Consider the following 12,456-nt stretch of genomic DNA (forward strand, 5'->3'; position numbering starts at 1 on the left):
CACTGTCTATCGTATAAAACCTAATGCAATCTTATACCAAAATTAGTTCTCAATAATTGAAATCAATTCTATATTTTTGGGGCTATATCAATAATCCTATATAGTAAATGAAAAATTGGTTTAAGGAAAACGCGAATCACCTATCTGTCATAGGGATCTTCCTTCTGTTGGTTGTATTCTACTTTACACCGGTGTGGCAAGGGAAAACATTGTTACAGCATGATGTGATGCAAGCTAGAGGCAGCCAGAAAGAAATCTTCGATTACAAAGAAAAGGATGGGAAGACACCTTTGTGGACGAATTCCATGTTCGGCGGTATGCCGACTTACCAGATATGGTATGATCATGCAAACAACCTGACAACTCATATCGGACCGGCTATTCGTGCGGTTTTTCCTCCTCCATCGGATGTGTTATTGCTCTTTTTACTGGGGGGATATTTCCTATTTAGTGTATTGAAGATACGGCCTTGGCTCGCCGCCTTAGGTGCCATAGCCATTGCCTTTTCGTCTTATAATATTATTTATGTCGAAGCGGGGCACCTCAGTAGGGCCTATGCTATCGCCTATATGGCGCCTATCATAGCGTCTGTTATTTTATGTTACCGCGGGAGCCGCTTTTGGGGCCCTTCGCTCTTAGCCTTATTCTTGGCATTGGAGCTTCGCGCTAATCACGTGCAAATTACATACTACCTGTTCCTTTGTATTTTAGTGTTAGTAGGCTTTGAGCTGTACTATGCTATTCGCGATAAGAAATTAAATAAATTTGTACAGGCATCGGTATTGCAGTTAATCGGTGTTGTGCTGGCGGTATTGGTTAATGCGTCAGTATTATTTCCTACATACGAGTATGCGAAAGAAACCATCCGTGGTAAATCGAACTTAACGAAAACCGACGATTCAGGAAATACAGGATCCGGATTAGATAAAGAATACGCTTATGCGTGGAGTCAGGGAATCGGAGAGAACATCACTTTCCTAATCCCGAATGCCTATGGCGGTCGCTCATCTGGTGTATTGGATGAGAAATCAAATGTGGTTAAAGCCTTGACGAAAGTTGGCGCGCCACAAGCGGAAGCTGTTCAGATGGCAAGAAGCTATTTCCCGACCTATTGGGGCGAGAAATCCTTTACCTCAGGACCTTGGTATTTTGGTGCAGGTATTGTATTCCTAGCGATCTTAGGTTTGTTTATCGTTAAAAACCGCTTAAAATGGTGGATATTAACAGCTACAGTCTTAGCGATATTGCTATCCTTTGGTAGACATTTCCCATTGATCTCCGACTTATTCTTCGATTATTTCCCGATGTACAATAAGTTTAGAGCAGTAGAATCTATCTTGGTGATTCCGGCAGTGTTGATTCCGATACTAGCAGTATTGACAATCAACGAACTGATTGTTCGCGGAAATGAGATCCCGAAATTAGATAAGACTATTCTTTACACCGGTGGGGCTGTTGCTGCGGTTTGTTTAATCGTGGCATTGATGCCTAGTATCCTAGATTTACGTACTTCGCAGCATCAGCAATACGTTGCGCAGCTTCAACAAATGGTGCAAGACCAAAATATTGCAAACGAATTGTCGAATGCCCTATTGAAAGACCGTGCGGACTTAGCATCGAAAGATGCTTGGCGTTCGTTCCTAATCGTTGCTTTAACGATTGGTTTGGTTTGGGCATTCGTGAAGAAAAAACTTTCAGCAAGCATCTTAATTGCGGCAATCGCAGTTATTACCTTGGTTGACTTATGGACGGTAGATAAGCGTTATTTAAATAACGATGCTTTTGTTGACAAGAGCATTTACGACAAGCCTATTCCTGAGCGTGAAGTAGATCAATTGATCCATATGGATAAGGATTTGTCATACCGTGTATTCGATTTGACGACTAGCCCATTCCAGGACGCGAGTGCGTCTTACTTCCATAAAAGTATTGGTGGATACCATGCGGCGAAATTGATGCGTTTCCAGGAATTGATTGAAAATCAATTTAATAATACGCTCAACGAGGATGTCTTGGATATGTTGAACGTTCGTTATGTAATCACAAAAGACCCTTCTAATAATTCAGATCGTATTCAGCGCCGTAGCTCTGCATTAGGCAATGCTTGGTTCGTAGATAAGGTAACTTTCGTCAAGAGCAATAATGAGGAAATGAGTACTTTAGGAAACATCGACCCTCGTAAAGAGGCGGTGGTGAATGAAGGATTTAAAAACCAGTTTAACGACAAAGGAATTGCCAATTCGCCAAATGCGCAAATCAACTTGGTATCTTACCATCCGGATACGTTGAAGTATGAGTACAGTACCCCTACAGAAGGATTCGCGGTATTTTCGGAAATCTTCTATGATAAAGGTTGGAAAGCTTATATCGATGGCGAGGAAGCTCCGATCATTCGTGCGGATTATGTTTTACGTGGATTAAAACTTCCGGGCGGAAATCATAAAGTAGAATTTGTATTTGCGCCGGAATCGATGCGTATCTCGAACATCATCTCTTTAATCGCATCGATTATTTTGGTGATCGGTTTAGGATTTGCGGCATGGATGGGCTATAATCACAACAAAAAGAAGCCTGCCGTTAAAGCAAGCTAATTAATATCATAAGAAGTTTTATAAAACCTTCAGAATAAGGCCAATTGCGGATCCGAAACTCTGAAGGTTTTTCTATGGTGTGGAGTCAAGCCTAGGCGAATTACTGCTTCTCGATGCTTCACCGTAGGATACCCCTTGTTCTGCAACCAGTCGTAATCCGGGAAATCGCTTGCTAGATTGTCCATATACTCATCGCGGTAGGTTTTCGCTAAGATAGAAGCAGCAGCAATAGAGAGGTATTTTCCATCGCCCTTTACGATACAGCTATGTGGAAGGTCAGGATATGGAATAAACTTATTCCCATCGATAATCAGGTATTGAGGTTTCAACTTTAATAAGTCGATCGCTTTATGCATCGCTAAGTAGGATGCTTTGTGGATATTGATCTTGTCAATCTCAGCTGCCGATACAGAAGCAACCGCAAAGGCTAGCGCCTCCTGCTCAATAATAGGCCGTAAGGCCATGCGCTTTTTTTCAGATAATTTCTTCGAATCGTTTAATACCGCATTGTGATAATCCGGCGGAAAGATCACTGCCGCTGCAAAAACCGGCCCTGCAAGACATCCTCGTCCAGCCTCATCACATCCAGCCTCTATGAAATCCCGCTGAAATGTCGATAGTAAGCATGAAGCATTTTCCATGGGGTAAAGATAAGGAAATAGACATAAGATTTTAGACAATAGATATTAGAGTAGGTCTAAAATTTAATGTTTCGTGTCTGCTATCTAGTCTGAAACAAAAAAATAGAAAATACGAACTATTTTAGTCCGCCTTAGGTCTAATGTCTTAAATCTTATATCTAAAATTCAATATCTATCCCCAAGTGTAACTTCTCTGTTATCCATCTTCGTTTACATTTATTTACACTTCTTATAATTTTCTTTGCATTGAAATATAGGTAGAGTAAACTATTTTGAGTATTCTAATGTCCAAAAGCTTACAAAATAGACTCATGAAAAGAACGATTATTTGTACCCTGTTAGTTTTCGTATGTGCAAGCGTTTTTGCGCAAAAGAAGCAGAAAAAGGATGAATACGGCTTAGTGCCTACATTTCCTGTTACAATAGATGCTGATCTGGCGGAATGGAGGGATAAATTGACACCGATGGACCAGGACTCTAGTTGGAGTTTTGCCATCAGCAATGATGCGGATTTTATTTATGCAGCGATCAAAGTGAAGAACGAAATGCTGCAATATGAAGCCGTCCGGAACGGCTTTATTATCAACATTAATAAGGACGGGAAGAAGAAAGATGGAGCGGCATTAATTTTTCCGATACCTGATAGTGAATCTCGTCGCGCGATGCGTCAAGATGACAATTTTGGGAATATGAATGTCCGCGAGGAATTGATCAAACGTAGCCGTGGCTACGGGGTCAAAGGATTTCAACGTATCGTTGATGGTCTTTTGTCTTTCCAGAACACGTACGGCGTGCAGGCGATTGCGAAATTGACCGCGGAAAATGAACTGATTTATGAGGCGAAGATACCTATTGATGCGATTGGCTTAAAAGATCCGAAGCAGACCGTAGCGATTCAAGTTCAGCTGAATAATCAATATGCAATATTGCAGAAGGCATTGCGCAATAGACCCCAACAGAATCGGGGTATCTATGGTGCACCTTCGGCACCGACGGTTCGAATTCCTTATTCCGTAAAAACGGAGGTTTGGATTGTCGGCCCACTGAATGAGATTTAGAAAAACATAATATATGGATAGAATTGTAAGAGCCTTTTTATTTATTTGTTTGCTTGTTATGGGCCCAACAGGCTATGCACAAACAAAAAGGGTCGTGCAGGGAATGTTGCTCGATACCGAGTCGAGACCTATTTCCGGTGCTTCAGTAAGATTGATCGCGGATGGTGATTCAATAGGAACGAGTTCCTCACAGGCGGGGTTTTATACCTTCGAAAATGTTAAAGCACAAAAATTTAAGATACGCGTAAGCAGTCTTGGGTTTGACGCTTCCGAGAAAGAAGTGGACTTCCCGGAAGGACAGACTGAGGTTCGCGTTCCGACCTTCATGTTGAAAGTGAATTCTAACATGATTGAGGAAGTTGTTGTACAAGGTGTGTTGACCGTGCAAGTAAAGGGAGATACGGTAGAGTACTCTACAAAAGATTTAAAACTTCGCGAGGGATCTGTTGCCGAAGATGCTTTGAAGAAATTACAAGGAGTAGAGGTTGATAAAGATGGAAACGTAACGGCTCAGGGCGAGCAGGTGACGAAAGTTCGTATCAATGGAAAAGACTTCTTTGGCGGTGATGTGAAAACTGCAACGCAGAACCTTCCAGCGAATATTATTGAGAAAATCCAAGTGGTAGACGATTATGGTGATATGGCAAATATCACGGGTAATAAATCGGGCGATTCGGAGAAGATCATCAATATTCAAATTGACCCTAAATATAATAAAGGTTACATGACGACGCTTCGTGCAGGTTATGGTACGGAAGATCGTTATCAGGCTACCGGTATGTGGATGGGCATGACTGACAAATCTCAGGTTTCTGTCTTAGGGAACTTAAATAATATCAATGCCCCATTATTTGATTTCAACACCATGGGCGGCGGTGCACGTCGTCGTATGGGCGGTGGTGGTGGCCGCGGGGGCGGTATGTTTGGTGGTACTTCGGGACTTACCAATGCAGGTTCTATCGGGGTCAACATTCGTCACGACTTCTCGGATAAGCTGAAAGTATATGGTAGCTACTCATACGGTCGCGATGATAACGACCTTTTGACAAATAGCTTGACGCAATATTTTGTAGAAAATGGAACGCAGGATCAATATTCTGATTCTACGGCGAACAACATTTTTTCGAGCCATCGTTTCGAAGGTAACTTGGAATGGAATATCTCAGATAATGATTATGTGAAGGTTACGCCACAATTCGGGTTCAATGGCACAGATGCCAACTCTTCTTCCTTCGGTAAATTTTTCGACGAAAATGGTGTTCTGGACAACTCTGATACGCGCACTGAAGGCTCGCTCAGCGATGCACCGCGCTTTGGTATCAGTGGATTGTACAATCGTAAATTAAGCGATAAAGGGCGCAACTTGTTCATGAACTTTAACTACGATAATGCGTCGACTACCAAAGACTATCAAGGTATACTTGAGCGTTTGATCAATGATCCGAATGAACAGGGCTCGACACTTGGCGAGATCTATGAGCGCACGGTTCAGGAATTGAAAAACAAAAGCTGGAATGCTGGGGCTAGTCTATCTTATCTAGAGCCCGTTTCGGAGCATGGTAAAATCGAGCTTTCTTACGATTTTAACAAGAACAATTACGATAATAAACAATATCAAGATGCTTTTGATGCGGCTGACAATGTATTGCCAAACACGGCAGAGCGCATGTTGAACTATCACTACGATCAGGATTACTCCTTTACAACACACCGTTTTGGCGCAAGCTATGCCTACGAGAATGATAAGATCAAATATTCCTTAGGTGCTGCAGTACAGCCTTCCAAAATGTTGGGCGATGCTTCCAGCGATGATGCTAGTGCTGTAATCGATCGAACCAACTTGAATTGGATGCCGATTGCGCGATTCGAATATAAGTTCTCCCGTCAGAAAAATATCAGCATCAATTATTCGGGTCAATCAAATGAGCCTACTTTAAACCAGATTCTACCCTATGCCGTCGGAAATAGCTCAACGAATATTACCTATGGTAACCCGAACTTGAATCCGGAGTTCAGACACCGTGTCATGATGAGATACCGTTCAGGCGACTTCCAAAAAGGGAATACCTTCTTTGCGATGATAAATGGTAACTTGACCACGGATCGTATCGTCTCCTATGTGAAAAGACAACGTGTTGAGAATGTAGGTATGGTTTCACAGACGCAGTATTTGAATGAATCGGATCCTGTTTACAACCTGAGTTCATTCTACCACTATGGAAAATCCTTGAAAGAAAAGACCTATAACATCATGTTGATGGGGGGCGTTTCGTATAATAAGAACATCTCTTATATCTCTCAAGATCTAGAAGAAACCTCTGGAACAAAGAATATCGCCAATAACTGGGTATTCAATCAAGGTTTGATGTTCCGTTATAATCCTTCTGAAAATCTAGAGATCAACCCAGGAGTTCGTTATGCCTTCAACCATACTAGAAACAGCATGGGTACTAATAACAATAATGTATCAACATGGACGCCTACACTTATCGGATCGGTGAATCTTACGCCGACTACGATTTTCGGAGCAGACTTATCGAAGTCTTTCAATTCGGGCTATGGTCCACTAACAAGTGCAAATCCTTTCATCATCAATACGTATATCGAGCAGAAGTTATTGAAAGGGCAACGCGGTACGGTTCGCCTGCAAGCATTTGACTTATTAAATGAGCAAACAAACCTATCAAGAACTGTTCAAGAGAGCATGTTATTGGATAGACAAACGAACCGCTTAGGTCGCTACTTTATGCTGACCTTCACATTTAAGCTACAGAAATTCTCAGGTATTGCCCCCGTCGAAGACAATATGGGCCACGGCGGTATGCGCAGACCTAGAATGTAAACATATCGATTATCTGTAAAAACAGGCGGCTTCCGAGTAAATTGGGAGCCGCTTTTTATATAGACATTAGACGTTAAACTTTCTACCCCATCAAATGTTCTTAATTGAAGCAGTAAAGTCGCAAATCCTAAATCAATTGTCTAACATCTCAAATCTAATGTCTAATTCCTACCTTTGCACTAACTATGGATCATAAAATTTTCCAGCTTGATAACGGTTTGCGGATATTACTACATCCGCAGGCTTCGCCTATTACTCATGCATGTCTGATTGTAGATGTGGGGTCGAGGCATGAGCAGATGGGGAAGTTCGGTACCGCGCATTTTATTGAACACCTTTTATTTAAGCGGACGGAACGCCGTTCGACGAATCAGATATTAAATCGTTTGGAGGCAGTCGGAGGCGACCTCAATGCTTACACGACGAAAGAGTATACTTGTATACAGGCGTCCTTTTTGAATCCGTATTTGGATAGGGCCTTGGATTTATTTGAGGATATCGTTTTCCATTCGCTTTTTCCGGAGGACGAGATGGAGAAGGAGAAAGGGGTGATCTTAGATGAGATGGCTTCTTATCTGGATAGTCCGGAGGAATCGATTATGGATGATTTTGAAGACCAGATTTTTAAGGGGTCTGGCTTAGGACATAATATTTTGGGGCTTGAGGACGATTTGAAGGGGATTGTACAGGATGATATCAAGACCTTTATCGCGCAGCATTATGCGACTTCGAAAATGGTTATCGCCATCGCGGGGGATTATGATGAAAAGAAGGTTTTAAAGTTGGCGAACAAGCTTTTTGGCCAAGTGCAGGTATATGAGTGGGATCATGCCAGGGAGGATCTTTCTTTTGCCAAAGCGGCGAAAGTAGAACTGCAAAGACCGATCAATCAAGTACACTGCGTTTTGGGGAGCAATGCTTACAGCATCTACGATAATCGAAAGACTGGTCTCCTTTTATTAAATAGTCTCTTAGGGGGCTTTGGAATGGCCTCTATTTTGAATCTTAATATTCGTGAGAAGTACGGTATTGCTTACACTATTGAGTCGAACTATAGCCTCTACAGTGATACGGGGCTTTTTAGTATATATTTTGGGACGGACGAGGAAAAGGCCGAGCGAGCATTGAAGTTGGTTCAAAAAGAATTGAATAAACTTAGAGAGCAGCCTTTGAGCGCCAGTTTCCTCGATCGGGCTAAGACAAAATTCAAAGGACAAATTGCCCTGGCAGAAGAGAATCGCATGAGCATGATTATCGCTGAAGCGAAAAATCTCTTGGATTACGATCGTGTCATCTCGCTGCAAGAGGTGTTTGCTAAGATTGATGCAGTCACTGTGGAAGAGATTCATGGCATTTCGCAAGACCTATTTGCGGCGGATAAATTATCCTCCTTGACTTTTGTGCCCGAAGATTAACTTATTTTTATATTTGCTAAATAAAGAATTCCATATGAAAACAGCTTATATTTTCCCAGGACAGGGAGCTCAGTTTGTTGGCATGGGCCAAGACTTGTACAATTTAAATGAAGAAACGAAAGCCTTGTTCGAAAGAGCTAATGATATTTTAGGTTTCCGCATTACGGATATCATGTTCAATGGAACAGAAGAAGACCTTAAACAAACCAAAGTAACCCAACCTGCTATTTTCTTGCACTCGGTTATCTTAGCTAAAGCGTTGGGCGCCGACTTTCAACCTGCTATGGTTGCTGGACACTCCTTAGGTGAGTTTTCTGCATTGGTTGCTGCCGGTGCATTAACTTTTGAGGATGGTCTGCGTTTGGTTGCAAAGCGTGCTAATGCGATGCAGAAGGCTACCGAAGCTGAGCCCGGCACGATGGCTGCGATCTTAGGATTAGAAGATATTATCGTTGAGGAAAAATGTGCAGAGGTCGGCGATATCGTAGTTCCTGCAAATTACAACTGTCCAGGCCAATTGGTGATCTCGGGTTCTGTATCCGGTGTTGATAAGGCTTGCGAATTGTTATTAGAGGCAGGTGCGAAACGCGCGCTTAAGTTGAATGTTGGTGGGGCATTCCACTCTCCATTGATGGAATTAGCGAAAAAAGAATTACAGGATGCTATTCTTGACGTTGAGATTCAAGTTCCTGTTTGTCCGATCTATCAAAATGTGGATGCGCTTCCATATCAAGATCCGGTTGCTATTAAAGAAAACTTAATTGCACAATTGACAGGCGCAGTACGTTGGACTCAAACGGTACAGACGATGCTGGCCGACGGTGCCGAAAGCTTTGTAGAAGTTGGACCTGGTACTGTTTTACAAGGTTTAGTAAAGAAAGTTGATCGCCAGATTCCTACGGCGTCAGCGAAAATTGGAGAATAGTAATTCCTATATAAATAAGAAAGGCTGCACATCATGCAGCCTTTCTTATTTATTGTTATGCTTCTTTTAGATTCCAAAAGCAGCTTTTACTTTATCAACATAATCTAACTTCTCCCAAGTGAACAACTCAACTTCCATCGTTTTGGAGTCACCATTAGAGTTTTCGAAAGTTTTGGTTACGGTTTTTGGAGTTCTTCCCATGTGTCCATAAGCAGCAGTTTCCGCGTAGATAGGGTTTCTTAATCCTAATCTCGTTTCAATGCCGTATGGCGTCATGTCAAATAACTGAGCGATTACTTCAGCAATTTCGCCATCCGTTTTGTTTACTTTCGATGTGCCATACGTATTTACATAAATACCCATTGGGTCTTTTACGCCGATAGCGTAGGAAATCTGAACTAAGATTTCGTCTGCAACACCGGCAGCAACTAAGTTCTTAGCGATATGACGGGTAGCATAAGCGGCAGAACGGTCTACTTTGGAAGGATCTTTTCCAGAGAATGCACCACCACCGTGCGCACCTTTACCACCGTAGGTATCTACGATGATCTTTCTACCTGTCAAACCCGTATCACCATGAGGTCCACCGATTACAAATTTGCCGGTTGGGTTGATATGGTATTTGATCTCAGCATTGAATAAAGCTTGAAGTTCTGGTTTCAATTGTGCTTTAACACGAGGGATCAAGATATTGATGATATCTGTTTTGATTTTTTCCTGCATTTCCGATTCGGAGGCGAAGTCATCATGTTGTGTTGAGATAACGATCGTGTCGATTCGGATAGGTTGGTGATTGTCGTCGTATTCCAAAGTAACTTGCGACTTGGCATCGGGGCGTAGGTAGGTGATTTCTTTGTTTTCACGACGTAGTGCTGCAAGTTCGTACAACAAGCGGTGTGAGATATCTAATGCTAAAGGCATATAGTTTTCTGTTTCATTGTTCGCATAACCGAACATGATACCTTGGTCGCCTGCGCCTTGCTCTTGTTTATTGATGCGGTCTACTCCTTGGTTAATATCTGCCGATTGCTCATGAATCGCCGATAGCACGCCGCAGGAGTTCGCCTCGAACATATATTCGGACTTAGTATAGCCGATTTTCTCGATTACTTGTCTAGTGATCTTTTGTACATCTAAATAAATTTTAGATTTTACCTCACCAGCTAAAACTACCTGACCAGTAGTTACAAGGGTTTCAATTGCTACACGAGAATCTTCATCCCATGCTAAAAAGTTGTCGATTAGAGCGTCCGAAATTTGGTCTGCGATTTTATCTGGATGTCCTTCAGATACAGATTCGGAAGTAAATAAATAAGCCATAAATATTCAAACGAATTGGGGGAAAAAGACTTTACAGCGAGTGGAAAAACACGGTTAAAGATAGTTTTAGCACTTTTTTACTGTGGTTGCAATCTCCCATTTACATTATAATAATGCAAAATGCAAATCAGTCCACATTTTGTGTGGCACAAAGCTACGATACTTTGCAATATTTAAAAAGTATTTCGTTCAAATTATTATCTTTAGCGGAATTTAGATATTGAAATGACAAAAAAACGCATTCTGTTTGTAGTGAACCCAGTATCAGGAGGTAAGAAGAAAACAGCGTTCAATAAACAAGTTTTAGAGGTGCTAGATCTCTCCCGATTCGAACCTACTTTTAAGACCACCAATCATGTAAATCACGCCTATGAACTAGCGATTCAAGCCATCGAAGAAAAGTACGATGCAGTGATCGCTGTGGGAGGAGATGGAACGATAAACGAGATAGGTTCTGCCTTGGCTGGCACAGCCACGCCACTGGGGATTATTCCGGAGGGATCGGGAAATGGACTGGCATTGTATTTAGGGATTCCGATGAATGAATCGGCGGCATTACGTCGTTTAAATCGCTTTGATTCCGTTGCAGTTGATTGCGCAAAAGTGGGGGAGGATCGTTTTTTCAATATTGCCGGTTTAGGGTTTGATGCTTCTGTCAGCGATAAATTCGCGAATGAGACCTTCCGTGGACCGGTTGGCTACTTAAGAACGGCAATCAATGTGCTCAGTAATTATAAACCCAAAAAATATAAACTGAAGATTGATGGCAAAGAATATGAGCGCGAAGCGTTTATGATTTCAGTTGCCAATTCTCCGCAATATGGCAATAATGCGTATATCGCGCCTAACGCTTCGATTACCGATGGTTTGTTGGATGTCTGTATTGTGCATAAGTTTCCACTCTATACTTTGCCGATGATGATTTTTCATCTTTTCAATAAAACTGCAGACCAGTCGGAATATGTGGAAATCATACCCGGGAAGCATATTATTATCGAGCAGGAGGGTAAAGATCCGGTGCATTTAGATGGAGAGCCAAAAGAATTAGGGCAGCGAATTGAAATAGAAGTGATGGAACGAGCGTTAAATATAATATGTTAAGAGATGAGTAAGCAGAAAAAGCAGCGTTTTGAAGGAATAGTATATTCTACATCGGATGATTTCTCCTACGTCGAGTCGGATGATCAAGAGAAGGTGGAGACTTTGCCGAATGGGAAGCAAAAGTTGAAAGTGGGCTTAGATCGTAAAGCGCGGAAGGGAAAAGTCGTTACTTTAATTACGGGATTTATAGGTACGCAGGATGATTTAGACGTTTTAGCGAAGGTTTTGAAGCAGAAATGTGGTGTTGGGGGTAGTTCGAAAGACGGTGAGATATTGATACAAGGTGAATTTAAGGATAAAATAATCCAATATTTGCAGGCGGAGGGATATCAGGTAAAGGGTTTTGGTGGCTAAGGGAATGAATCTGTGCTAAATGACTAAAAAACAAAGAAATAGTTTAGATTTCTGTCGTGATGACAATGATTTGACACTGACTCTTTGTGAGTGAATGCTCACTTAATTTTAACATTTAACGATTTGATAATTTGCATATCAAAAAAAAAATGGTTTTCATTGTAAAAAATATGACAGGAATATTCAACCGTTATGTAATACAAAGGAGT

9 protein-coding genes are annotated in these 12,456 nt (G+C 41.7%); 7 read left to right on the plus strand and 2 right to left on the minus strand.

Annotation, left to right across the window (positions count from 1 at the left end; translation table 11 throughout):
• Positions 1-107: 107 nt before the first annotated feature.
• The gene (locus B2400_RS17395) at positions 108-2,591 is read left to right on the plus strand and encodes a YfhO family protein (RefSeq protein WP_293935352.1); all 2,484 of its coding nucleotides are present in this window, start codon (positions 108-110) and stop codon (positions 2,589-2,591) included.
• 29 nt (positions 2,592-2,620) lie between these two features.
• Here the strand turns inward: B2400_RS17395 and B2400_RS17400 are convergent, their stop codons facing one another.
• Positions 2,621-3,232 (minus strand): ribonuclease HII, encoded by a 612-nt coding sequence (locus B2400_RS17400; RefSeq protein WP_293935354.1) that lies wholly within the window; start codon positions 3,230-3,232, stop codon positions 2,621-2,623.
• Positions 3,233-3,543: 311 nt separating this feature from the next.
• On the opposite strand from B2400_RS17400, the gene B2400_RS17405 reads away from it, so the two are divergent.
• The 4 genes from B2400_RS17405 to fabD all read left to right on the plus strand — a co-directional run bounded on the left by B2400_RS17405 (position 3,544) and on the right by fabD (position 9,472).
• Positions 3,544-4,290, plus strand: a complete 747-nt coding sequence (locus tag B2400_RS17405) for a hypothetical protein (protein WP_293935357.1) — start codon at positions 3,544-3,546, stop codon at positions 4,288-4,290.
• A 13-nt stretch (positions 4,291-4,303) separates the two neighbouring features.
• Positions 4,304-7,132: an outer membrane beta-barrel protein gene (locus tag B2400_RS17410; RefSeq protein WP_293935360.1), complete on the plus strand. Its 2,829-nt coding sequence runs from the start codon at positions 4,304-4,306 to the stop codon at positions 7,130-7,132.
• 185 nt (positions 7,133-7,317) lie between these two features.
• Positions 7,318-8,547 (plus strand): M16 family metallopeptidase, encoded by a 1,230-nt coding sequence (locus B2400_RS17415; RefSeq protein WP_293935363.1) that lies wholly within the window; start codon positions 7,318-7,320, stop codon positions 8,545-8,547.
• 34 nt (positions 8,548-8,581) lie between these two features.
• On the plus strand, positions 8,582-9,472 hold the full coding sequence (gene fabD, locus B2400_RS17420) for an ACP S-malonyltransferase (RefSeq protein WP_293935365.1): 891 nt from the start codon (positions 8,582-8,584) through the stop codon (positions 9,470-9,472).
• A 66-nt stretch (positions 9,473-9,538) separates the two neighbouring features.
• Here fabD and metK read toward each other — a convergent pair whose 3' ends face one another.
• On the minus strand, positions 9,539-10,792 hold the full coding sequence (gene metK, locus B2400_RS17425) for a methionine adenosyltransferase (protein WP_286650844.1): 1,254 nt from the start codon (positions 10,790-10,792) through the stop codon (positions 9,539-9,541).
• Between the two features lie 225 nt (positions 10,793-11,017).
• Here metK and B2400_RS17430 point away from each other — a divergent pair, with 225 nt between their 5' ends.
• Complete coding sequence (locus tag B2400_RS17430) at positions 11,018-11,893, plus strand: diacylglycerol/lipid kinase family protein (RefSeq protein ID WP_286650843.1); 876 nt, start codon at positions 11,018-11,020, stop codon at positions 11,891-11,893.
• 3 nt (positions 11,894-11,896) lie between these two features.
• Positions 11,897-12,247, plus strand: coding sequence for a translation initiation factor (locus B2400_RS17435; protein WP_293935369.1), 351 nt, complete (start codon positions 11,897-11,899; stop codon positions 12,245-12,247).
• Positions 12,248-12,456 lie beyond the last annotated feature (209 nt).

This window comes from Sphingobacterium sp. UBA6645 (assembly GCF_002455685.1).
Classification (GTDB): Bacteria; Bacteroidota; Bacteroidia; order Sphingobacteriales; family Sphingobacteriaceae; genus Sphingobacterium; species Sphingobacterium hotanense.

Bases quoted from the DNA above. Each gene is read 5' to 3' on its own strand.
- B2400_RS17395 (WP_293935352.1), top strand. From the start codon at position 108: ATGAAAAATTGGTTTAAGGAAAACGCGAATCACCTATCTGTCATAGGG.
- B2400_RS17400 (WP_293935354.1), bottom strand. From the start codon at position 3,232: ATGGAAAATGCTTCATGCTTACTATCGACATTTCAGCGGGATTTCATA.
- B2400_RS17405 (WP_293935357.1), top strand. From the start codon at position 3,544: ATGAAAAGAACGATTATTTGTACCCTGTTAGTTTTCGTATGTGCAAGC.
- B2400_RS17410 (WP_293935360.1), top strand. From the start codon at position 4,304: ATGGATAGAATTGTAAGAGCCTTTTTATTTATTTGTTTGCTTGTTATG.
- B2400_RS17415 (WP_293935363.1), top strand. From the start codon at position 7,318: ATGGATCATAAAATTTTCCAGCTTGATAACGGTTTGCGGATATTACTA.
- fabD (WP_293935365.1), top strand. From the start codon at position 8,582: ATGAAAACAGCTTATATTTTCCCAGGACAGGGAGCTCAGTTTGTTGGC.
- metK (WP_286650844.1), bottom strand. From the start codon at position 10,792: ATGGCTTATTTATTTACTTCCGAATCTGTATCTGAAGGACATCCAGAT.
- B2400_RS17430 (WP_286650843.1), top strand. From the start codon at position 11,018: ATGACAAAAAAACGCATTCTGTTTGTAGTGAACCCAGTATCAGGAGGT.
- B2400_RS17435 (WP_293935369.1), top strand. From the start codon at position 11,897: ATGAGTAAGCAGAAAAAGCAGCGTTTTGAAGGAATAGTATATTCTACA.